This window comes from Kordia jejudonensis, assembly GCF_001005315.1.
GTDB classification, from domain to species: domain Bacteria; phylum Bacteroidota; class Bacteroidia; order Flavobacteriales; family Flavobacteriaceae; genus Kordia; species Kordia jejudonensis.
In genome coordinates this window covers 1-23,339 of the sequence record NZ_LBMG01000035.1, presented here as the reverse complement: position 1 = coordinate 23,339, position 23,339 = coordinate 1, and the positions used below count along the sequence as shown (strand labels likewise).

At 35.5% G+C, this 23,339-nt stretch carries 24 protein-coding genes and 1 riboswitch; of the genes, 13 read left to right on the top strand and 11 right to left on the bottom strand.

Going from position 1 to position 23,339, the window contains the following annotated elements; translation table 11 throughout:
• The first annotated feature begins 125 nt into the window (after window positions 1–125).
• The 5 genes from AA089_RS16545 (at window position 126) to metF (ending at window position 7,539) form a co-directional block, all read left to right on the top strand.
• Window positions 126–1,106: an SAM-dependent methyltransferase gene (locus AA089_RS16545; protein WP_046758099.1), complete on the top strand. Its 981-nt coding sequence runs from the start codon at window positions 126–128 to the stop codon at window positions 1,104–1,106.
• Between the two features lie 570 nt (window positions 1,107–1,676).
• Window positions 1,677–1,779: riboswitch (SAM riboswitch) on the top strand.
• 297 nt (window positions 1,780–2,076) lie between these two features.
• Complete coding sequence (locus AA089_RS16540; RefSeq protein ID WP_046758121.1) at window positions 2,077–3,078, top strand: homocysteine S-methyltransferase family protein; 1,002 nt, start codon at window positions 2,077–2,079, stop codon at window positions 3,076–3,078.
• A 19-nt stretch (window positions 3,079–3,097) separates the two neighbouring features.
• A complete protein-coding gene (locus tag AA089_RS16535; RefSeq protein ID WP_046758098.1) occupies window positions 3,098–3,454 on the top strand; it encodes a four helix bundle protein in 357 nt (118 codons plus the stop codon).
• Window positions 3,451–6,180 carry a methionine synthase gene (gene metH / locus AA089_RS16530; RefSeq protein WP_053002503.1) on the top strand — a complete coding sequence of 910 codons (2,730 nt, stop codon included), beginning with the start codon at window positions 3,451–3,453 and terminating at the stop codon, window positions 6,178–6,180. Before AA089_RS16535 ends, metH begins: the two co-directional genes overlap by 4 nt.
• Before the next feature lie 402 nt (window positions 6,181–6,582).
• Window positions 6,583–7,539, top strand: coding sequence for a methylenetetrahydrofolate reductase [NAD(P)H] (gene metF, locus AA089_RS16525; protein ID WP_046758097.1), 957 nt, complete (start codon window positions 6,583–6,585; stop codon window positions 7,537–7,539).
• A gap of 74 nt (window positions 7,540–7,613) precedes the next feature.
• On the opposite strand, the gene AA089_RS16520 is transcribed toward metF, so the two are convergent.
• The 6 genes from AA089_RS16520 to AA089_RS16495 all read right to left on the bottom strand — a co-directional run bounded on the left by AA089_RS16520 (window position 7,614) and on the right by AA089_RS16495 (window position 9,519).
• Window positions 7,614–7,808, bottom strand: coding sequence for a hypothetical protein (locus AA089_RS16520; protein ID WP_046758096.1), 195 nt, complete (start codon window positions 7,806–7,808; stop codon window positions 7,614–7,616).
• A gap of 315 nt (window positions 7,809–8,123) precedes the next feature.
• Window positions 8,124–8,315, bottom strand: coding sequence for a hypothetical protein (locus AA089_RS16515; protein WP_046758095.1), 192 nt, complete (start codon window positions 8,313–8,315; stop codon window positions 8,124–8,126).
• A 41-nt stretch (window positions 8,316–8,356) separates the two neighbouring features.
• Window positions 8,357–8,560: a hypothetical protein gene (locus AA089_RS16510; RefSeq protein WP_046758094.1), complete on the bottom strand. Its 204-nt coding sequence runs from the start codon at window positions 8,558–8,560 to the stop codon at window positions 8,357–8,359.
• A 27-nt stretch (window positions 8,561–8,587) separates the two neighbouring features.
• Window positions 8,588–8,779 (bottom strand): class I lanthipeptide, encoded by a 192-nt coding sequence (locus AA089_RS16505; protein WP_046758093.1) that lies wholly within the window; start codon window positions 8,777–8,779, stop codon window positions 8,588–8,590.
• Between the two features lie 36 nt (window positions 8,780–8,815).
• Window positions 8,816–9,007: a hypothetical protein gene (locus tag AA089_RS16500; RefSeq protein WP_046758092.1), complete on the bottom strand. Its 192-nt coding sequence runs from the start codon at window positions 9,005–9,007 to the stop codon at window positions 8,816–8,818.
• A 314-nt stretch (window positions 9,008–9,321) separates the two neighbouring features.
• Window positions 9,322–9,519 (bottom strand): hypothetical protein, encoded by a 198-nt coding sequence (locus tag AA089_RS16495; RefSeq protein WP_046758091.1) that lies wholly within the window; start codon window positions 9,517–9,519, stop codon window positions 9,322–9,324.
• A 190-nt stretch (window positions 9,520–9,709) separates the two neighbouring features.
• Between AA089_RS16495 and AA089_RS16490 the strand changes: the two genes are divergently transcribed.
• The 4 genes from AA089_RS16490 to AA089_RS16470 all read left to right on the top strand — a co-directional run bounded on the left by AA089_RS16490 (window position 9,710) and on the right by AA089_RS16470 (window position 12,793).
• Window positions 9,710–10,804, top strand: coding sequence for an acyloxyacyl hydrolase (locus AA089_RS16490; protein WP_046758090.1), 1,095 nt, complete (start codon window positions 9,710–9,712; stop codon window positions 10,802–10,804).
• A 65-nt stretch (window positions 10,805–10,869) separates the two neighbouring features.
• The gene (locus tag AA089_RS16485) at window positions 10,870–11,415 is read left to right on the top strand and encodes a hypothetical protein (protein WP_046758089.1); all 546 of its coding nucleotides are present in this window, start codon (window positions 10,870–10,872) and stop codon (window positions 11,413–11,415) included.
• A gap of 2 nt (window positions 11,416–11,417) precedes the next feature.
• Complete coding sequence (locus AA089_RS16480) at window positions 11,418–11,741, top strand: hypothetical protein (protein ID WP_156169067.1); 324 nt, start codon at window positions 11,418–11,420, stop codon at window positions 11,739–11,741.
• 305 nt (window positions 11,742–12,046) lie between these two features.
• Window positions 12,047–12,793: a head GIN domain-containing protein gene (locus AA089_RS16470; protein WP_046758086.1), complete on the top strand. Its 747-nt coding sequence runs from the start codon at window positions 12,047–12,049 to the stop codon at window positions 12,791–12,793.
• A 6-nt stretch (window positions 12,794–12,799) separates the two neighbouring features.
• Here AA089_RS16470 and porU read toward each other — a convergent pair whose 3' ends face one another.
• Both porU and gldA read right to left on the bottom strand, forming a co-directional pair.
• On the bottom strand, window positions 12,800–16,690 hold the full coding sequence (gene porU, locus AA089_RS16465; protein ID WP_046758085.1) for a type IX secretion system sortase PorU: 3,891 nt from the start codon (window positions 16,688–16,690) through the stop codon (window positions 12,800–12,802).
• 162 nt (window positions 16,691–16,852) lie between these two features.
• Window positions 16,853–17,746, bottom strand: a complete 894-nt coding sequence (gldA, locus tag AA089_RS16460) for a gliding motility-associated ABC transporter ATP-binding subunit GldA (RefSeq protein WP_046758084.1) — start codon at window positions 17,744–17,746, stop codon at window positions 16,853–16,855.
• A 329-nt stretch (window positions 17,747–18,075) separates the two neighbouring features.
• On the opposite strand from gldA, the gene AA089_RS16455 reads away from it, so the two are divergent.
• The 4 genes from AA089_RS16455 (at window position 18,076) to AA089_RS16440 (ending at window position 22,229) form a co-directional block, all read left to right on the top strand.
• Window positions 18,076–18,906 carry a prephenate dehydratase gene (locus AA089_RS16455; protein WP_046758083.1) on the top strand — a complete coding sequence of 277 codons (831 nt, stop codon included), beginning with the start codon at window positions 18,076–18,078 and terminating at the stop codon, window positions 18,904–18,906.
• Window positions 18,903–20,057 carry a pyridoxal phosphate-dependent aminotransferase gene (locus tag AA089_RS16450; protein ID WP_046758082.1) on the top strand — a complete coding sequence of 385 codons (1,155 nt, stop codon included), beginning with the start codon at window positions 18,903–18,905 and terminating at the stop codon, window positions 20,055–20,057. Before AA089_RS16455 ends, AA089_RS16450 begins: the two co-directional genes overlap by 4 nt.
• Complete coding sequence (locus tag AA089_RS16445) at window positions 20,054–20,902, top strand: prephenate dehydrogenase (protein ID WP_046758081.1); 849 nt, start codon at window positions 20,054–20,056, stop codon at window positions 20,900–20,902. Before AA089_RS16450 ends, AA089_RS16445 begins: the two co-directional genes overlap by 4 nt.
• 244 nt (window positions 20,903–21,146) lie before the next feature.
• Window positions 21,147–22,229 carry a bifunctional 3-deoxy-7-phosphoheptulonate synthase/chorismate mutase type II gene (locus AA089_RS16440; RefSeq protein WP_046758080.1) on the top strand — a complete coding sequence of 361 codons (1,083 nt, stop codon included), beginning with the start codon at window positions 21,147–21,149 and terminating at the stop codon, window positions 22,227–22,229.
• 181 nt (window positions 22,230–22,410) lie between these two features.
• On the opposite strand, the gene AA089_RS16435 is transcribed toward AA089_RS16440, so the two are convergent.
• The 3 genes from AA089_RS16435 to AA089_RS16425 all read right to left on the bottom strand — a co-directional run.
• On the bottom strand, window positions 22,411–22,593 hold the full coding sequence (locus AA089_RS16435) for a hypothetical protein (protein WP_046758079.1): 183 nt from the start codon (window positions 22,591–22,593) through the stop codon (window positions 22,411–22,413).
• 16 nt (window positions 22,594–22,609) lie between these two features.
• Window positions 22,610–22,876, bottom strand: coding sequence for a hypothetical protein (locus tag AA089_RS16430; protein WP_046758078.1), 267 nt, complete (start codon window positions 22,874–22,876; stop codon window positions 22,610–22,612).
• 225 nt (window positions 22,877–23,101) lie between these two features.
• Window positions 23,102–23,339, bottom strand: a 238-nt coding sequence (locus tag AA089_RS16425) for a hypothetical protein (protein ID WP_046758077.1), incomplete at its 5' end; no start/stop codon positions are given.

The window sequence follows — 23,339 nt, the reverse complement described above, 5'->3', positions numbered from 1 at the left end:
TACATTCATAAATTTCTTAAGGTAAAAAATAGGCTTGTCAGTAAAAACTACAAGATAAAACACATAGAAATACGGGTTGCTAAATACAAAAGGTTCACTTACTTTTATGGCAAATCAAAACCAGCATGTTAAAAAATACCATCAAAGAACTCTCAACAACGATACTCAACAATCAATCAGATTTTGACACTATAAAAAATACAATTGACGAAATTCATACGCACTACCTAGAAACCACAAACATTGGCGACTTGGGGAATTCCATGCAAAACTTAGCGGCTGTACCAACCGCAAGTGGAATGGCACTTTCGCTCAATCATGCTGCAGCTTGCTTACTCGATTATCGCAGAACCGCAAAATTCTTGCAAGCCATGGTATCTCTTATTCGCGAAAAGCAACAACAACATCCAAACGAAACCATCAACATATTCTATGCAGGTTGTGGTCCGTATGCACCGTTTATAACCTTAGTTGCTCCACTATTCAAAGCTTCAGAAGTACAATTCGCAATCCTTGAAATCAATGCAGCGTCTTTGCAAATGGCAGAAAAACTCATTGATAAACTACAACTAACTGATTACGTTACGGAATATCATACGGCAGATGCTGTTACCTTCCAAATCCCTGATGCAAAAAAATACCACATCCTATTCAGCGAAACCCTCGATGCATTACTTTACAGAGAATCCTATGTGCCAATTCTTTGGAACATGTTGCCGCAACTCAATGAAAACTGCGCGGTCATTCCAAACAATGTCATTGTGCAAGCAAGCATGACATTTCCCCAAAAAGAAGGAGAAGACGTGCGTAAAGAAAAAGAAGCAGCCGTAATACTCAACGTTCGCGAAGCGGTAAAAATCAATAACGGAAGCAAAACATTACCAAACGCATTCGACCCAATTACCATCAATCTCGCGGGAGACGAAAAATACAGTACCATGATTGTAGACACCAAAGTACACATACACAACGACATTTGGTTGTACAGAAATGAATCGTCACTAAGCATTCCTCTCGAAATGGAAATCGTATATCCGCTCGATGCGCCAAATGTAACCTTCTTCTATCAACTCAAACCATCGGTAGAGCTCAAATTGAAAAACTAAACTTCTAAAATTTATAAGTTCACAAACAAAACAATCCAACATTCAACATTTAAAATCTAACATTTCATAAACACCGTCATTTCGAGTGGCAAATCTCTGATTTGTTGTATTAAGAATAACCAAGTACAAAAGTTTTAAGTTTACACGTTTATAAATTGAAAAGTTTACAAGCACAACATTTAACATTCAACATTTAACATCTAACATTCCTCAACCACCGTCATTTCGAGTGGCAAATCTCTGATTTGTTGTATCGAGAACAATCAAGTATAAAAGTTTAAAGCAAAACAATCCAACATTCAACATTTAAAATCTAACATTCCACAACCATCGTCATTTCGAGTGGCAAATCTCCGATTTGTTGTATCGAGAACAATCAAAAACTAAAGTTTAAAAGTTCAAACGACAAAATCCACCATTCAATATTTAGCATTTAAAATTTAAAATCCACCATTTAACATTCTAAATTCTTCAACGAAAACGTTATAGCCCAAAAATCACAAAAAAATACTTGCATCTTTCTATCGCAAACCGTTTCTTTGTGTCAACAAACAGTTCATACCTATATTGACGTTATCAAGAAAGGCAGAGGGAATAGACCCGATGAAGCCTTAGCAACCCTTTACTCATAAAGAAGGTGCTACATTCTACTGCGAAAGCGGATAGATAACAAAGAGAAATTCTCATCATTTCCTTACACTTTTTTTGATAACAATACCTTGGGCGTTACCCAAAGGGTCAGGCTATTCGCAGTCGCTTTTGCGTGCTGTCATTCCTGCGTAGGCAGGAATCTCACCACACAAAGAGCTTCAACAATGCTACTATCCTTAACGCCGAAGTCCTCACATAAGTGAGAATCTCATGAAAATGAGGAACTTGTAACAAACAAGAAAAAAATAAAAGAAGTATATAAAAAACAAGACGAAGTTCATTGAGCGAAGTCGAGATGAAAAGAAAAGAAAAAGAGACAATGAAAAATATCTGGAACGAAATAGAAAAACGAATCCTAGTCCTCGATGGCGCTATGGGAACCATGTTACAAGCGTATAAATTTACAGAAGAAGACTTTCGTGGCGAACGTTTCAAAAACTACAAAACTCCATTGCAAGGTAATAACGACTTACTTTCCATCACACAACCACATGCTATCAAAGAAGTACATGCAAAATACTTTGAAGCTGGTGCAGACATCGTAGAAACTAACACTTTCTCAGGTACAACCATTGCCATGGCTGACTATGAAATGGAAGACTTAGTATACGAACTCAACTACCAATCGGCAAAAATTGCCAAAGAAGTCGCAGACGAGTTTACCGCAAAAGAACCGCACAAACCACGATTTGTAGCAGGTTCCATCGGGCCAACAAACCGCACAGCAAGCATGTCGCCAGATGTAAACGATCCAGGATACCGAGCTGTAACCTTTGACGAATTGCGAATAGCGTACAAACAACAAGTAGAAGCCTTGCTCGATGGCGGTGTAGACATACTCCTAGTAGAAACTGTTTTTGACACGCTAAATGCAAAAGCGGCACTATTTGCCATCGAAGAAGTAAAAGCCGAACGAAACATCAATGTGCCAATAATGCTCAGCGGAACCATTACAGACGCTAGCGGGCGCACACTATCTGGACAAACGGCAGAAGCATTTCTAATATCAGTGTCGCACATTCCGTTACTCTCAGTTGGGTTCAACTGTGCTTTAGGAGCAAATCTATTACAACCACACTTAGAAGCCATTGCCAACAAAACTGACTTTGCCATATCGGCGCATCCAAATGCAGGATTACCAAACGCCTTTGGAGAATACGACGAATCGCCAGCAGAAATGGCTGCCCAAATAGAAGAATATCTCAAAAAGAATCTCATCAACATCATTGGTGGTTGCTGTGGTACCACACCAGCACACATTACCGCCATTGCTAATGTAGCAGCAAAATACAAACCACGTCAGGTAGTAGTTAGTTGTTAGAAATTAAAATGAGAGTCCTATGAAATCTTATACAGAATTAGAAGTATGGATAAAAGCAAGAGAACTTGTAAATTTAGTATATGAATTAACTAAAAAATTCCCAAAAGAAGAAGTCTTTGGAATTACCAGTCAAATACGAAGAAGTGCGATCTCGGTTCCTTCTAACATTGCAGAAGGATGTGGAAGAAGCAGTACAAAAGAAACCATACATTTTTTGTTCATTGCTAGAGGTTCTCTTTATGAATTAGAGACACAATTATACCTATCAAATGATCAAGAATATATAACAGAAGAAGAATTAAATGAAATCCAAAGTCAAGTTATTGCTTGTAAAAAGTTGTTAAATGGGTTTATAAACTATTATAAAAAAAGATGAGGAATACTGAAGAAGAAACCAACAACGAGCAACCAACAACGAACAACCAAGTGAAGACTAAACAAACAAAATTCATGCGACTTTCAGGTTTAGAACCACTAGTTCTAAACGAAAATAGCAACTTTATAAACGTTGGAGAGCGTACCAATGTAGCAGGTTCACGTAAATTTTTACGACTCATCAAAGAAGAAAAATTTGATGAAGCGCTGGCAATTGCCAGACATCAAGTAGATGGTGGCGCGCAAATCATTGACATCAATATGGACGACGGTTTAATTGATGGAAAAGAAGCTATGGTAAAGTTTCTAAATCTTATTGCCGCCGAACCAGACATTTGCCGTGTACCAATCATGATCGATAGTTCCAAGTGGGAAATCATAGAAGCAGGTTTGCAAGTAGTACAAGGAAAATGTGTGGTAAACTCTATCTCGCTCAAAGAAGGCGAAGAAAAATTCATTTGGGAAGCTACACAAATCAAACGCTACGGAGCTGCGGTAATTGTCATGGCATTCGATGAGGTTGGACAAGCAGACAACTACGAACGACGTTTAGAAATTGTAGCACGATCCTACGATGTATTAGTACACAAAGTTGGTTTTCCTGAAGAAGACATCATCTTTGATCTCAACATATTTCCTGTGGCAACAGGAATGGAAGAACACCGCAAAAATGCCATCGATTTCATAGAAGCTACACGTTGGACACGCGAAACCTATCCAAATGTAAGTGTCAGTGGTGGTGTGAGTAATGTGTCGTTTTCGTTCAGAGGAAACAATGTGGTTCGTGAAGCCATGCACTCTGTATTTCTATACCATGCCATTCAAGCTGGAATGAACATCGGAATCGTAAATCCCACCATGTTGGAAGTCTATGACGACATTCCAAAAGATTTGTTAGAACATGTAGAAGATGTTATTTTGGATAGGAGAGATGATGCTACCGAACGCTTGCTCGATTTGGCGGAAGCCTTCAAAGGAACTAAAAAAGTAGACGAAGAAAAAATACAAGAATGGCGTAGTTACGAGTTGCAAGATCGAATCACACATTCATTAGTAAAAGGAATAGACAAATACATTGTAGAAGATGTAGAAGAAGCACGCCAAAAAGCAGAAAAACCCATTGAAGTCATTGAAGGAAACTTAATGATTGGAATGAATGTCGTGGGCGATTTATTTGGTTCAGGGAAAATGTTTTTGCCACAAGTTGTAAAATCGGCACGTGTAATGAAAAAAGCAGTTGCCTATCTAAATCCGTTTATAGAAGCAGAAAAAGGCGAGCAACAACAAGCCATTGGAAAAGTATTAATGGCAACGGTAAAAGGCGATGTACACGATATTGGGAAAAATATTGTAAGTGTTGTGCTTGGTTGTAACAACTACGAAATAGTTGACTTAGGCGTGATGGTTCCGCCAGAAAAAATCATAGAAACTGCCAAAGCAGAAAACGTAGATATCATTGGATTATCGGGTCTAATAACGCCTTCGTTAGACGAAATGGTGTATTTGGCAAAAGAAATGGAACGTCAAAACCTAGAAATTCCATTGCTAATTGGTGGCGCTACAACTTCCAAAGCGCATACGGCTGTAAAAATTGATCCGGAATACAAAAATGCCGTGGTACATGTCAATGATGCTTCAAGGGCAGTAACGGTTGTGGGCGATTTACTAAACAAGAAAAAATCAAAAGATTATCGTGATAAACTAAAGCAAGATTACGATGAATTTCGTGAAAAGTTCTTAAAACGTAGAAAAGCAAAATCATACATTTCATTAGCTGACGCGAGAAAGAAAAAATATAAAATCGATTGGGAAACCAGCACTATTGTAAAACCAAAAGAACTTGGAATTCAGAAGTTAACACAATTGAGTTTAAAAGAACTAGTTCCGTTTATAGATTGGAGTCCATTTTTCCGTTCGTGGGACTTACACGGACGTTTTCCAGACATTCTAACCGATGAAATTGTAGGAGAACAAGCGACACAATTATACGCAGATGCGCAAGAAATGATCACAGAAATCATTACAAAACAATCGCTAAAAGCAAAAGCAATTTTTGGTTTGTTTGAAGCAAATACCATCAATGATGATGATATTTCTATTCAGAAAAAGGGAAAAGAAATTGGCGTTTTTAGAACGCTTCGTCAACAGTTGGAAAAGCGTGCAGAAGTTCCAAATATCGCCTTAGCAGATTTTATAGCACCAAAAGAAACAGGCAAAACCGATTATATGGGCACGTTTTGCACTGCCATTTTTGGAGCAGACGAATTGGCAACGCGTTACAAAGAAAAACAAGACGATTACAATGCAATAATGGCGCAAGCAATTGCAGACAGATTTGCAGAAGCTTTCGCAGAATATTTGCACAAACAAGTACGAACAAAACATTGGGGTTATGCCGCTAATGAAGATTTGACAAATGAAGATTTAATCAAAGAAAGTTACAAAGGAATTCGTCCAGCACCAGGCTATCCAGCATGTCCAGATCATTTGGAAAAAGAAACCATTTGGGAATTGCTCGATGTTGAAAAAGTGATAGGAGTGACACTAACGGAAAGTTTAGCCATGTGGCCAGCCGCAGCCGTTTCAGGATACTATTTTGGCAATGAAGAAGCAAAGTATTTTGGTTTGGGGAAAATTACCCAAGATCAAGTGGAAGATTTTGCCAATAGAAAAGGCATTTCCATAGAAAAAGCACAAAAATGGTTGCACCCAACGTTGGCAGAGTAACGCGCGTTAGTGATAAGAGCGACATCCTCCCGATTTTCTCGGGAGATATAGCGGATAGCACGCCCGAAGGAACGCCCAGATTTAAATTATGAATGTTGAGTTATGAATTTTAAATGTTGAATGATGAATTAAAATCAAAAGTTATAAACAACTTGACAAACAACAAACAACAAACAACAAACAACAAATAACGAATAACGAACAAAGAATAATGAAGTTAAAAGTGATCTGTGAAGAATAAGGAACAACTTGACAAATGACGAATAACGAACAACGAACAACGAATGTTAAATGTTGAATGGAAATCAAGAGTTATAAACAACTTAACAAACAACAAATCAACATAAAAAAGAGATAAGAACAAAGATTCCCGTTTTATGGGAATGAAACCAAAAGGATTCAATGAAAGTAACAGAACATATAGAACAAGCCAACGGAGAAACGTTATTTACTTTTGAAATTTTACCGCCGTTAAAAGGACAAGATATTAAATCGATCTTTGACAATATTGATCCGTTAATGGAATACAAACCGCCGTTTATTGACGTTACGTATCACAGAGAAGAATACACGTTTAAAGAACTTGGAAATGGATTGCTAAAAAAGCAAGTGGTGAAAAAACGCCCTGGAACGGTTGGAATTTGTGCCGCAATTCAGAATAAATACCAAGTAGATGCCATTCCGCATATTTTGTGTGGTGGTTTTACGAAAGAAGATACGGAAAACTTCCTGATAGATTTGGATTTTTTAGGAATTGACAATGTAGTAGCGCTGCGTGGCGATGCGGTAAAAAGTGAAACGTATTTTAAGCCAGAAACAGAAGGACATATGTATGCATCCGAATTGGTAAGTCAGATACAAGATTTGAATAACGGGAAGTATTTAGACGAAGAATTGCAAAACTCTTCACAAACTAATTTTTGTATTGGCGTAGCAGGATACCCTGAAAAGCACATGGAAGCGCCGAGTTTAGATTCGGACATTCACTTTTTGAAGAAAAAGATCAAAGCGGGCGCGGAATATATTGTGACGCAGATGTTTTTTGACAATCAGAAGTTTTTTAAGTTTGAAGAAAAATGTAGAAAAGCGGGAATTACCGTGCCAATTATTCCAGGTTTAAAACCAATTGCAACACGAAAACAGTTGAATATGATTCCTCATCGTTTTCACGTAGATTTACCTGACGATTTGATTATGAATATTGTACGTTGCAAAGATAACAAAGCAATACGCCAAGTAGGAATTGAATGGTGTACGCAACAGAGTAAAGAATTGATTGAAGCTGGCGTGCCGATTTTGCACTATTATTCTATGGGAAGATCGAGCAATATTGAAGCAATTGCCAAAGCTGTATTTTAAGATACGAACAAAAAAAGTGGAAGAATACCCTACATTCTTCCACTTTCACTAAACTACAAATTAAATTTACTATTTTAAAGATTGTTTGTCGGATCGAATAATCCGCAGTAGTAATTTCCGTAGCACATAGTGACATCTACAGTTAAGCAAAGGTCTCTAGATTCACAGATATAAACTGAATCTCCAAATCCACCTTTAATAGCTTTCGTATTTAAAGTAGAGATGGATGCTTTTTTTAATCTTAATTTTTGAATTGACTTTTTTTTCATGATTACATATTTTTAAATCTTAATAATACATTATAGAAGCGGAAGAATACCCTACATTCTTCCGCTTTTTGAAGTTTTAAACTGTTAAGACTAACAGTCTACTGTATTTGGATCAAACAATCCGCAATTTAAATTTCCATAACATCTTGTTACATTTATAGTTTGACAGAAGTTATTTACGGATTCACAGATATAAAATGAATCTCCAAATCCTCCTTTAACTGAATTTTCATTTAAATTAGATACAGAAGCTTTCTTTAATTTTAACTTAAGAATTGACTTTTTTTTCATTATTAAACAGATTAGATTATGAAATTAACGCTGTGGATATGGATAAATTTGGCAATAAAATTCTCCATTACAAGCGGTATAATCTATTGTTTCACAGAAATTATTCGATTGGCAAAACAATGTATTTGTGTTGATTCCTCCTGATAACACATCTGTTGTCAATTTGGAAACCGCTTTTTTGTTTAATTTCAATTTTTGAATTGATCTTTTTTTCATGATTTATAAAGGTTTGATTGTGTAAAAATTAACGTTTACTTTTAAAAGCCTTGATCAGTTGGAAACTGATAAATTTGGCATCTGTTTTCAAATCTACATCTTGTGTAATCAATAGTTTCACAGAAATCTCTTGATTCACAAACAATATCAGATAATGATGTGTTTCCACCTTTTACTGCATGTGCATTTAGTTTGGAAACAGAAGCTTTATTCAAGCTCAATTTTTGGATAGATTTTTTTTTCATAAGTAGGTATTTAAAAGATTATTATAATTATCGCTGTGGCGAATCGTAAATTTGACAGAAAAACTCTCCGTTACACGCAGTATAATCAAGAGTTTCACAAAAGTTGAACGAAAGACATATTTGTGTAGGTACCAACGTTCCACCAGCAAGTGCATTTGCAGTTAATGATGAAACCGCTTTTTTATTTAATTTCAATTTTTGAATTGATCTTTTTTTCATGATTTACTTTTTTAGATTAAAAATTAACTTGTGATATTAACGTTCGTTTCTATCGTATAATTGACAATAAAACTCACCATTACATCTTGTATAATCAATCGTTTCACAAATATTCACAGACTGACAAAATACTGTGCCGCCAATAGTTCCTCCCGTCAATGAATTCGCATTCAACGTAGAAATAGAAGCTTTCTTCAGTTTCAATTTTTTAATAGACTTTTTTTTCATGATCTAAGTTTCTTTTGATTCATGCTAAATATATAAAAATGAAATAGTTGATCGTAGCGGTTTTACATTACTACTAGTACGTGTATGCTGTAGTTATTTGATAAAATGTATAAGAAAAAAACTCACAAAAAAAAGACAGTATGAATTACATACTGTCTTTTTTTGAAGCGTTTATCTCGCTCGTGCAGAGGTTTTTACAAATAATCTATACTTTCTTAAAAACTTCGTCTGATGCGCTATTTGCTTTCTACAAAATGGTAGCTATTTCTGGTAGCTTTTAACAATAAAAACTACTAAAAACTAGCTACATAAGTTTAACTTGTGTGAGGATTGTAAATTTGACATTGTGCTTCTCCAAAACATCTAGAAAAATCTTTAGTTTCGCAAAAGTTTACGGATACACAATACACATCAACATTGCTAGATTCATTTCCTCCAGTAACACTTTTCGCGCTTAACATAGCAATTGATGATTTTTTTAATTTTAACGTGTTCATTGATTTCTTCTTCATGGTATAAAATTTTTAGTTCATTACAAAGATAAGCAATGAAGTGCTGTATTTCCGAGGGTTTACAGTACCTTTTGTAGGTTTTAACTGTAGTTAACTCTTTTTAACAATTTTTGAAAAAATTTTAATAAAACTTTAGAACTTTTCATGATTGTAAAAAATATCACTTAAAAAAACTACATTTGTCTTCCCTATGAAAAATGTAGTTTTTATCTTATTTCTTTTTACAATAATTAGCTTTGCGCAAGAAGCAAAAACCAAAGCAACAACACTTGATGTCAATTATTTTACTGGAAATATTGTGCGTCATAATGACGATATTCTACATCTAATTACAGGACATCCAGAAGGTGTTATTATTAGCTACAACCAAAAGACATTTGGTGATGATGATTGGTCACAATTTTACAACTATCCCGATTATGGTTTTTCGCTAAGCTATCAGAATTTAAAAAATGAATTCTTAGGCGAAAATGTTGCCGTATATGCACATTACAATTTTTACTTTCTCAAACGAAATTTAATGCTTCGTATCGGGCAAGGTTTGGCTTATACAAGCAATCCGTACGACAAAACAGAAAATTTTAGAAACATTGCGTTTGGTTCTCGATTGATGAGTAGTACGTATTTAATGTTCAATTATAAAAAGGAAAATATCTTCAAGCGTTTTGGCGTACAAGCCGGTTTGTCCTTCATTCACTATTCTAATGCCAATGTAAAAGCACCAAATACGAGTATCAATACATTAGCGTTTAATGTTGGTGTCAACTACAATTTAGACGATACTTCGCTGATAGAATTTCAAAAAAATGAAGTAACACAAAATTTTGCAGAACCTATAAAGTTCAACTTCGTATTACGCGCAGGAATCAATGAAAGTGATGCCATCGGAAGTGGACAATATGGTTTTTACATACTTTCTGCTTATGCTGACAAACGTATAGGACGCAAAAGTGCCATTCAGTTAGGAACAGAAGTATTTGTGTCTAATTTCTTAGAAGAATGGATTCGATACCGATCAATTGCATTTCCCGAAGGAAACGTCAAAGGCGATGAAGATTACAAACGTGTCGGTATCTTTGCGGGACATGAATTATTTATCAATAAACTTTCTGTGATTACGCAATTGGGATACTATGTCTACTATCCTGTTGACTTTGAAGGACGCACGTATGTACGTATCGGAATGAAACGATATTTTGGCAAAAAAATGTTTGCGGCATTAACGCTCAAATCGCACGGAGCCAAAGCGGAAGCCGTAGAACTTGGCGTAGGAATCCGATTGTAAAAAACATAAAACTGTAACATTTTCTTTTTCAAGCGCTCTTTACCATAACAATCAAAAAAAGCGTCATGAAGAAAAAAATGTGCATCTGCATCGTACTATTCGGTCTTCAATTTGGAATAGCACAACTAGCTCCTGAGGAAACCATTACTAGCAAAGAAACAACTGTCGATGAAAGAAATCCTGCATTACGCGGTATTATTTTAGGTGTTCATGGTGCTAGAGAAACCATGTTTGAAGTTGGATATTTCAATTATGATTGGGTAGAATATCTAGACACTAAAATTCCTGCTATTGGCGGATTAGGATATTCAATCTCAACAGAACATTATATAAATCATAATTATATCATTGCACCAAAAGCGGCTATTTGGGCAAATGTTTGGTATATAAATGTGGGAATGAGCTTTCCTTGGTATTTTGATATGGAAAAAAATAATAGTCTAAAAATTCGTCCCGAAATCGGAATTGGTTCGGGAGATTTTAAATTGACATATGCTGTAAATATGGCAGTTACAAACAAAGATATGCGCTACATTAGCAAACATATGGTATCTGCAATTTACTTTTTAAACTTTAATAAAGAAGCAGGCAAGGAAAAACAAAAATGGTAATTATGTGGAGAAAAGATATTTTTGAAAAAAGAATCGCCAAAAGGTATGTATTACTATTCTTATTAGTCGTTCAATCAGGTACAGCGCAAGTAGCTCCAGAAGAGAATAAAGAAACAAAGGCAACGAATACTTCTGAAAAAGAACCGCATTTAAAAGGATTACTTTTAGGTGTTCATGGTGCTAGAGAAACAATGTTTGAAATTGGTTATTTCAATTACAAGCTTATCGAAAATAGAGGGAAAAACGATCAAGGAAGCGGTTATTCCATCTCAACAGAGCATTACATCAATGACAACTATATCGTAGCACCAAAATTGGCCATTTGACGAAGTCTTTGGGGATTTCACATGGGAATCGCTTCATTATGGTATGTTGACTTAGAAAAAAATAACAGTTTCCGAGTTCGACCCGAAGTCGGAATTGCTTGGGGAAGATTTACATATACATACGGATTCAATATGGCGATAACCAATAAAAATATGTCGAACATTAGCAAGCATATGTTTTCCGTTACTTACTTTATAAATCTAAATAAAAAAGCAAAATGGTAATACATAGTTTTAAATTGAAAATAATAAGTTAGTTTTGAAAACTGAACACTGAACACTGAATACTGAACACTGAACACTGAATGTTGAAAAAATACTATTTTATACTTATACTAACAATATTTATTTCTTGTGATAAAGAAGACGCGAACGATTGTTTTCAAACTTCTGGAACCATGATTACAGAAGAAGTTCTAGTAGAAGCATTTACGAAAATTGAAGTCAACGAAGGTGTCAATTTGGTCATAAAAGAAGGCGAAAATCAGGAAGTATTGATCGCAACTGGTGCTAATTTAATCAATGACGTAGAAGCAAAAGTAGTAGGCGAAACGTTGTTTTTATCAGACAATAACGATTGTAATTACGTGCGTGATTACGGAATTACTACAATATATGTAACTGTTCCAAACCTCACGGAAATCAATAGTAAAACTCAGTTTGAAGTACGTTCTGATGGAATTCTTACTTTTCCTAGTATAACGTTGATTTCAGAAAACTTTACCAACAACAATCCAGCATCTGGAAATTTTAACTTGCAGATAGAAAATGAAGAATTGAGCATTACGTTCAATAATTTATCAAATCTGTTTATTTCAGGAACAACGACACTTTTTACAATTAGTATTCCAGGTGGAAATCCGAGAATAGAAGCAGAAAATCTTTTAGCTGATACAGTGATTATTTCGTCACGCGGAAGCAATGATATTTTAATCAATCCAAAACAGGAACTTCGAGGCGATATTTACGGAACAGGAGATGTAATTGCGTATACGAAACCGTCAATTATAACACTAATAGCGCACTACACGGGAAGCTTACTTTTTAACTGATCTCGCTTACAACAGCACAATTTTTTCATACTTTTCAACTTTCTGATTGGTCGCTGCCGATTTTACAATGAGTTTATAAACATACACACCTTTCCCAAGTTTATCTCCAAAATCATCACGTCCGTCCCAAGTAATATCTCGCGAAAGCGAACTAAAATCTTTACTACTCGATCCTGTATTTGCTTTTCCAACAAGGGTACGCACTACTTTTCCAGAGATTGTAAAAACCTGTACGGTAATGTCTAATTCGCTTGAACTGTTGTGATTGAACCAAAATTCGGTATGACTTACAAACGGATTTGGATAGTTTAACACGTTGGTAATGGTTAACGAATTATTTTCATTGAAGACTGTAAATTGTATTTCAGCAGTCGATGAATTGTTGTACACATCCCAAGCTTTTAGCAAAAGTGTATGTGTTCCTTCAGAAAGATCTCGGAAAGGAAATTTTACAATTCCGTTGGTATAATCGTCTAATGCTGTTTCGTAATAATCATTTAAAATGATCGGATTAGATTCGTCGCCATCAAGTATTCCGACAATATCATGTCCAATTCCACTTGCGGTATTAATGCCGTTTTCATCAGATAGTTTTGCAAGTAAAAAAGGCGATTCGTTCGTAATACCACCAGAAATAAAACTTTCGTCATTCATGTACAAATTTACAATTGGCGGTTCATTGTCTAGCGGAGCATCTTCGTTGAGTTCGCCAATTTTCAAATTTTCGCTGGCACCTGTATGATCTTCTAAAACGCCATCTCGCTTCGCATAAAAACTAATACGACCGTTTCCAACAGGAATTACAATATCACGCGGAACAATAAATTCAAAAGAAAATATTCCGTTGGTTACAGAGGCCTTTCCTCTAAAAATAATTTCGCCCAAAGTAACAAAATCCATTGTGATTTGATAATCAGGATCATTCGCAAGTGTTTGTCGCTGAATCTGTTTGTCATAAATAGTAGAAAACACCGTTCCGTTGTAGTCTGAAAGTAAATTGCCAGCGTTGTTGGTAATATTTCCAGAAATTTTCACTCTACTCAATGCTTTTAGCGTGTCAGTTGCTTGCGAAATTGGCACATCGTTGATTGCTGTTAAATTTACTCTCGGTTTCGGAATTGCAATTTTGAGCGCAGGATCGCCAATATAGAACGCAACACGTTTATTAGGATTTGTTTCTTCATTTTTAGCCAATCGAAACGCTTCTGAAACGGGCATGTATGTATCTGATCCGTAAGAAAATAGAAATTTTGATAATTCCTGATTCAAATTGAGTCCAATATTTTTATAAATAAGTCGCGTTGTGGAAACTAAGGCAACTGCGCCACCTTTTTCGTTCCAAAACATAAATTCGCCAGCAGTTTGTCGCAACGGATTGTCAAATCGAGTATATTCACAAGTAATAGTAATAAATAGTGGCAATCGACATTCGTTCGTAAGTTCTTGCGATTCTGTTTTTTCAAAAATGCGTTCGCCAGCCAATCCGTCTTCGCCACCGTGACCAAAATAGTTGACAACCAAAGAACCCAAAGCAAGATTGTCTGTAATTGTTTTATTTACTTCAGGATAACGAGCTCCACCAGAAGACGATTCTTGGATGTATGAATCAGAATGTATTTTAACAACATTGATAAACGATTTGTTGTTGGCGATCAGATTTCCCAACGCATCCAAATCATTCTGTAATGTAGAATCACTTTCATTATCTGCATCGTCTGATATAATCGTGATATTGTTTCGCCATCGTCCATATGCTCCTTCGGCGTAATAAGACAGCGTTTTGTCAACCAATGTTTTTGCCTGACTTGGAGAGTTGATTAACATTCTACCGATAGCAATGTCTAGAAATTGTTGTCTGGGTAAAATATCAAGATTTCCTTCGTGATCGTCCATCATTCCGTAAAAATCATCTGTCATATAACCTCCAGCAAGATTAAAACTTTCATACACATGAAACACTGGGACAAAGTTTGTATTTCCTTCAATTCGGTTTTTATAATCAAAGGAAGCATCACCAAACATACAAATGTATTTTAGCTTGTTTTGATCAGAAAGTGCATTATCGTATACATATTTTATAAAATTACGAATGGCGGCAACATCTGGATTTCCTGTATTAAATTCGTTGTAAATTTTTTGCAATGGAACTACTTGTACATTTAAACCTGAATGCGTTCTATGAAAATCGGCCAATCGTTCCGCTTGTGAAGCAAATGCTTGTGGCGTAATTATTATATAATCAACATCGCCAGTAGAAAATATCGTTCCTTTAAGGTTTTGATTGGTAAGTAAACTATTTGGTTCAAGTGTCGGTACTAGCAGTTCGGAATTGTCTAAAGTAATATATTCTCGAATTTCTCCCATTGGCGCTTTGAACGAAAAATTAGCAGCATTCGATTCGTTTGTAATTTTAGTTACGTTCCAAATATTTGAAACATCCCAAACTTGCGAAATGTTTGTAGCATTTCCGATGGTATATTCGCCAATTCCAGTAGTTGATGCAGCATCTTTATACCTAAAAAAGAATTGTTTGTCAGTACCCAATAAATTTCTTTTGGCTTCTACCGTGATATAATCCAAGTATCCTATGGATCCTGCAACGCCACTATTATCATAGTTTAATGCAATGCTAATGTCTTCCGAATTTACTGTAACTTCTTCTTCCAACAAGCCAGTTCTGAGTCCAAATCCAGCAGTATTTTGACTTGCATAACTATTTCCAGCTATTGCAGAAAAAGTAAAATTAAAAATTGGTTGTCCATTTGTGTTTTGTGCCGTTTCTCCATTAATCAATACAGACATAAATGTGTCCACATTAGAAATTGCGGCAGGTTTTATACCAATAGTTACAGGTGCTGAAGTGACAATATTTGGAACATTAAAATTAAATGTTTGTTCGGCTTCAATATTAAAAACTTCTCCAAACCATCTTCTTCCCAAACGGATTAAATTTACGTTGTCTACTTCATGAAATTGATAATCGTCAAATGTAGTAATCGAAGTATTTGCGGTTCCTGACGGTTGTACGGTTTCAGGAATTCTTTTTCCATCGTCGACACCTTCTGTGGTAATATAATAATAGGTTTTGTCTGTAAAGGCATTTACATGAGTTTGGCTATCATCATTCCATCGGTCTGGACCTTCTGCATAAAATAAGATATAATCTTCGGCATTAAATACATTGTCATTTTCTCCAATAACGGTAATTGCATTTTCTGGAATTCCATAATGTTGATTTTCCGAATTTCGCAACGGCAACATGCGTCCGCCATTTCCATAGATTTTAAGTTTTCTCGGATTGATGTTTTCGGTGTTAAATCCTAATTGGTTTAAGAAATTGGCATCAATCCTGTAAATTCCTGATTTCGTTACCGAAAATTTATAGAAGTTTCCTGAAGCTAATATGGAATTTTCAATCGTTTCAGTAGTATTGAAATTAGTAGCATTTTGAAAAGTTGTCGTATAACTTATATCAAAACTAAGTACTTTTTTTACGATACCATTTTCGTTGATCAATGGAGAAACAATTAGCATATGTTTACGAATAGCTCTTGCCTTTGTATTATGAATAGTCGCTTCAATCGTGGTTGGTAATTTTGTTTTGTCAATTCCGCCCAAAGCGTTCGGATTCAAAGTTCCATAGCTAACATTGTCAATCCGTAAAGAAGAAGTATTTGCGTTACGGTTATCTTCCCATTGTGTCACAAAACTGATCGTTCTATCATCATTATACACAAAATATTCGTCGTTAAATGTTGGTAACGTAATTACGGTAGTGCCATTTCCTGTAGAAATATCGGTTGTTGTTTCCTTCCATGTGATGTCAAAATGCTTATTTTGAGCTTGTACATGGATAAGAAAAATGAACAGTACTAAAAAAGTGGTGGTTGTTTTCATCACTTTTTTAACGAGAAAACATGCTTAAATAGTATGAATGCATGCTTTAAAAGTGATAAAAATTTCTGAAATCGTGTTTTTGATTGCTGAAAAATAGCTGTCGATTGTTAATTCAACTTGTACAATTTCATTGAAAACTTAAGAGACAAACAGTCTAATGTGTTAAGCAGTCAACTCTCTAAACAAACTCTCTAAGTTCTTATTCTTCTGATTAATTTGTAAGGCTTTCAAATCATTATCATGTGCAAAATCAAATACGGTAGATCGCATATCTTTAGAAGTATCAAATGTAATTTCGTATACCAATCCGCGGGTGTTGATGACTTGTACTACATGTGGAAGTTTTTCAATCAATACATCTTCAATGCGATAATCAAACTCAACTTCAATCACTTGTTGTTGATCTTTTTGAAGTTTGGCTAACGTAGTGTCAGCAACAATTTCGCCTTTATTAATAATAATCACACGATCGCAAATAGCTTCTACTTCTTGCATAATATGTGTCGATAAGAAAATAGTTTTCTCTTTCCCGATAGACGTAATCAAATTTCGAATTTCTGTTAATTGATTCGGATCCAAACCAGTTGTCGGTTCATCTAAAATTAATACTTCAGGATCGTGCAACAATGCATTTGCCAATCCAACACGCTGTCGATACCCTTTTGACAATTCGCCAATCTTTTTACTCGCTTCAGGAATCAAACCTGTCATTTCAATCACTTCTTCAATACGTGATTTTGGCGATTTATACACATTCGCATTAAATGCTAAATACTCACGAACGTGCATATCTAAATACAACGGATTGTGTTCTGGTAAATATCCAACACTTTTTTGTACGTCTCTAGCATTTGAATTCGTATCAAAGGTATTTACAGAAGCTTTTCCTGTTGTTGCTTTCAAATACGTAGTCAAAATTTTCATCATAGTAGATTTTCCAGCGCCATTTGGACCTAAAAAGCCAACAATTTCGCCTTTCTTTACCGTAAATGACACATTATCTAATGCTTTCTGTTTCCCGTAAATTTTTGTGATATTTTCTACAACTATAGACATATGCTAGAATTAGAAGTTCAAAACTACATAAATTTTTATCAGTATTTCTTACCTTTCAATTAAATAAAAACAAAAAATAGCGCAGATTATTGCTAAAAACGTTTTTCTTTAAAAAATATTGGAAAACGATTTTGAATTTTAAAATTAATCAATACTTTAGCTAACATAAACGAAAACAACATGTTTACAGCAAATTATTTCTGGCAAGGTTATTTTTACTTCTTTTACGAAAAGAAGCAGGAACTCCTTGTTGTATAGTTTTATGTAAATAAACAATATATAGAAAAAGAAAGTTCCGAAATATATCGGAACTTTTTTTTTGGACTCATATGAAACAAACAATCGCCATACAAGGAATTCAAGGTTCCAATCATCACAAAGTAGCACAAGCGTACTTCGGAAACGATGTACAATTGGACGAATGCTTATCTTTTGATGCATTGGTGCAGAGTTTATTACACGGAAAAAGTACGTATGCCATCATGGCACTCGAAAATACCATTGCAGGTTCTATTATTCCAAACTACGCATTAATTGATGCCAATAATATTCATATCAATGGCGAATATTACCTAAACATTCATCATCATTTAATGGCGTTGCCCAATCAAACGTTGGAAGACATTACAGAAGTTTGTTCGCATCCGATGGCGTTATTACAATGTAAAGAATTCTTCAAGCAATATCCACATATCAAATTAGTAGAAGATGTAGATACTGCCGCCGTAGCTCAGCGCATTCAAGCAAAACAAAGCTCAGGAATTGCCGCAATTGCTACCAAAATGGCAGCTGATTTATTTCAATTGGAAGTATTATCGGAAGAAATTCAAACCATAAAAACCAATGCAACCCGTTTTGTAATTCTTCAAAAAGAAAAACCTACAAATGGCATTGATCAAATAGACAAAGCATCCATTCGTTTTGAACTCGATCACAAAAGAGGAAGTCTGGCAACCGTTTTAAATGTCATGAGCGATTGCAAACTCAATCTCACAAAAATACAATCATTACCCATTATTGAAACACTTTGGAAATATGCTTTTTTCGTAGATGTAACCTTTGAAAACTATGAAAATTATGCAAAAGCTATTTCTATTTTAGAAATTATGACCACAAGCTTAAAAGTACTAGGAACCTACAAAAACCAACGCAACTCATGATTCCTGCAAAACGAATACATACTGTTGAAGAATACTACTTTTCCAAAAAATTACGAGAAGTACGCGGACTTGTGGCGGCTGGAAAATCGATCATAAATCTAGGAATCGGAAGCCCAGATTTGCAACCGCCAAGCGTTGTTGTTGATGCGCTTGAAGCAAGTTTGCACGACGAAACAGCGCACAAATACCAAAGCTATCAAGGAATTCCTGAACTCAGAAACGCTATTGCCGATTTCTACCTGAAAAATTACAACGTTTCGCTAAACGCAAATGAAGAAGTCTTGCCACTCATGGGAAGTAAAGAAGGCATCATGCACATTTCAATGGCGTATTTAGACGAAGGCGATGAGGTTTTAATTGCAAATCCGAGTTACCCAACTTATACATCTGTGACCAAACTATTAGGCGCAGTTCCAAAATACTATAATTTAGAGGCTTCCAACGATTGGTTGCCAAATTTAGAAGCTCTTGAACAGCACGATTTGAGCAAAGTAAAACTCATGTGGGTCAACTATCCACACATGCCAACAGGCGCAAAAGCTTCTAAAAGTTTCTTTGAAAAATTAATAATTTTCGCAAAAAAACATCAAATACTCATCATTAATGACAATCCGTACAGTTTCATTCTCAATGATGAACCGTTGAGTATTCTAGCACTCAAAGGTGCAAAAGAAGTTGCTTTAGAGCTTAATTCGCTTAGCAAATCGTTCAACATGGCTGGTTGGCGCACGGGAATGGTCATGGGAAAAGCGGAACACATCCAACATGTGTTAAAAGTAAAAAGCAACATGGATTCAGGCATGTTCTACGGAATTCAAAAAGGCGCAATCAAAGCGTTGGAGAGTTCTACAACGTGGTTTACTGAACTCAACAATATCTATAAAAAACGACGCGAACTCGTTTGGGAAATCGCAGAAAAACTGCACTGTACATTTGATACGGAAACTTCAGGAATGTTTGTATGGGCAAAATTACCAGCAACAAATACCTTAACATCAGAAGCATTCATTGACAAATTGCTCTATGAAAAAGACGTTTTCATCACACCAGGAAGCATATTTGGAACACAAGGAGAAGGCTACATTCGGTTTTCATTGTGCGTTTCGGAAGAAAAAATAAAAGAAGTCATCAAAAGAATCACAGCAGCATGAATGTATACATCATAGGAATCGGACTCATTGGCGGAAGCATGTCGCTAGACATTCAGGAACACTATCCTGAAGCTGTCATCTATGGCATTGATGCTAATGATGCACACCTAGAAGAAGCGCTGCAACTACAGTTAATTCATAAAAAAGCAACGCTTCAAAACGTAAAAAATGCAGACCTTGTCATTGTTACAATTCCCGTACATGTTTCTATTGACATCATCACGGAAGTTTTAAACACTATTAATGACCAAACATTGGTCATTGATGCAGGTTCTACAAAAGAAAAAATTTGTCAAAGTATTGCCAATCATGAAAAACGAAGAAACTTTTTGGCAGCGCATCCAATTGCAGGAACGGAGTTTTCTGGACCAAAAGCCGCCATAAAAGGACTTTTTGACGGGAAAACCAATATTATTTGCGAAGTGGAAAAAACGGCATTCATCTTGCAGGAAAAAGCACTAGAGTTGTTCAAAAACTTAGGCATGCGCATTCGGTACATGGATCCAAAATCGCACGACAAACACATTGCATACGTGTCACATTTGTCACATATCAGTTCGTTTATGTTGGGAAAAACGGTTATTGAAAAAGAAAAAAATGAACGTGATATCTTTGACTTGGCAGGTAGCGGATTTGCTTCAACGGTGCGTTTGGCAAAAAGTTCGCCAGCCATGTGGACACCAATTTTTGAACAAAACAAAGCAAACGTCATCGAAACGTTGCAAGAATACATTGCCAACTTAGAGGAGTTCAAACAACTCATGTTGCAAGACAATTTTGAAGGAATATATAAAGAAATGGAAAACACAAATCACATTAAAAAAATATTAAACGGAATTATTTAACCGTATTTGGGCGTTCCCCAAGGGTCGGGCTTTCGGCAGTCGCTTTTTACAAACTGTCATTCCTGCGCAGGCAGGAATCCATTTTGCAAAAGAGCTCCAACAAAGCCTGCGCTGAGCGCAGTCAAAGGCCTCAATCCCTAACGCGGAACTTTCGATGACCATAGGAACTTACACAAGAACCAACACAGAGTAACAAAAAGACAAAAAAATAAAAAACGAATAACCAATAGAGAAAAAAATAATCATGGAAAATAAAAAAGAACTTAGAAACTGGCTCAATGCCTTCGGATTAGAACATCCATTAGTAATTGCAGGACCTTGTAGTGCAGAAACAGAAGCACAAGTACTAAAAATAGCGCACGAACTCAAAGATACCGATGCAACAGTATTGCGTGCAGGAATTTGGAAACCGCGTACGCGACCTGGAAACTTTGAAGGTGTGGGCGCACTTGGACTCAAATGGTTGCAAAAAGCAAAAGAAGAAACAGGAATGCTAACGGCTACAGAAGTTGCCAACGCAACACACGTTCGTTTAGCACTCGAGCACGACATTGATGTATTGTGGATTGGTGCGCGTTCAACGGTAAGTCCATTTATCGTTCAAGAAATTGCAGATGCATTAAACGGAACGGATAAAATTGTCTTAATCAAAAACCCTGTAAATCCAGATTTACCATTATGGTTAGGTGCTGTAGAACGTTTACATTCGGCAAACATTCAAAAATTAGGTGTAATTCACAGAGGATTTTCAACCTACGAAAAAACACGTTACCGAAACAATCCAGAATGGCAAATTCCGATTGAATTGCAAAATCGTTTTCCAGACTTGCCATTAATTTTAGATCCATCACATATTGCTGGACGAAGAGATATCATTTTTGATATTTGCCAAACAGGTTTAGACCTGAATTATGATGGATTGATGATAGAAACACATTACGATCCCGACAATGCTTGGAGTGATGCCAAACAGCAAATAACACCAGCAAGACTTGTGGAAGTTATGGAAGATTTGAAAATTAGAAAATCTACAGATACGGAAGCAGAATATAGAAATGCATTAAACACATTGCGTACACAAATTGATGTTATTGATCATCAATTGATTGAAATGTTAGGAAAGCGTATGAAAGTTGCTGACAAAATTGGTGCGTTGAAAAAAGACAAAAACGTAGCCATCTTACAAACAAGACGTTGGAATGAAATCTTAGGAAAAATGATTTTAGAAGGCGAACAAAATCAGTTGAGTGAAGAATTTGTATTGCGTATCTTCAAAGCTATTCACCAAGAATCAATAAACCATCAGGAGAAAATCGTGAATGGTTAAAAATAATAAGTAGAAAGCATAAAAAGGCTGTCTAAAAGGATAAAAAAGCGTCATTCTGAATTCAATCCAGAATCTCATTGCATTGATTTTCAATGGTTATGAGAAACCGAATCAAGTTTGGTTTGACGAAAATTTAGCTTTTCCGACAGCCTTTTTTAATGGTAACATTTTTTATCAAAAGTTAGGCACAACCGCAATCCGTATTTGGAATTACAGAAGCTGGAGAGCATTTTAAAATATCCATTGAATTTGGATTGTGTTCGCTTCCACCAGAAGGATTTCCTGTATTAAATCCTCCTTTGCTAAAAAGGTTAGAAATAGACTTTTTGCGTAATGTCAAATTTTTTAAATTTCGTTTTTTCATAATTTATATTTTAAATTTATTCTTGGCCTGGAAATTGAATATTAGACGGAACATGAATGCTTTCACAATGCCATCCACAAGTTTCGTCCATCGTTTGTTCACAAGCTGTACGATATTCACTTGGACAAGAATTTCCATCTGACCAGCAGCCAATAAAATCAGAGTTTAAGATCGTAATGCTAGGACCTGTAAATGTTCCAGTATCTATATCACTCAAACCACCAGTTAAATTTGATACTGATGCCTTGTTCAATGCTAAACTTTTTAAATTTCGTTTTTTCATTATAATTATAGTTTTGAAATTAATAATGATTCAAAAGAAGAAATAATTTTGTCTTGAAAAAAGAAACACTGTTGCGCATTCATAAATCATCAACAAATCGCATTGACGATTTATGAAAACACAATAAAAAAATACCAGATACTAGAAATTTTTTCTTTGTAAAACTTAAAGTGAGCTTTCATTTAACTCACTTTAAGTAATACTTATTGGTACATAATGTGCGTACTAACAATCACCAGCAACAGAAGGTCCGTGTGGAACACATCCAAGTCCGCCTGTATATGGAGCAGCGATAGAAGGACAATCAATGTCATTATAATTCAATGTTTTTTGACAGAATTTTGCAGTAACATTTTCTTCACAAGAATACGTTTCATAACAGTTTGCTGTTTCGTCTACACTTTCTCCACCTTTTAAACTTGAGATTGCAATTTTGTTTAATTGTAAACTTTTCAAATTTCGT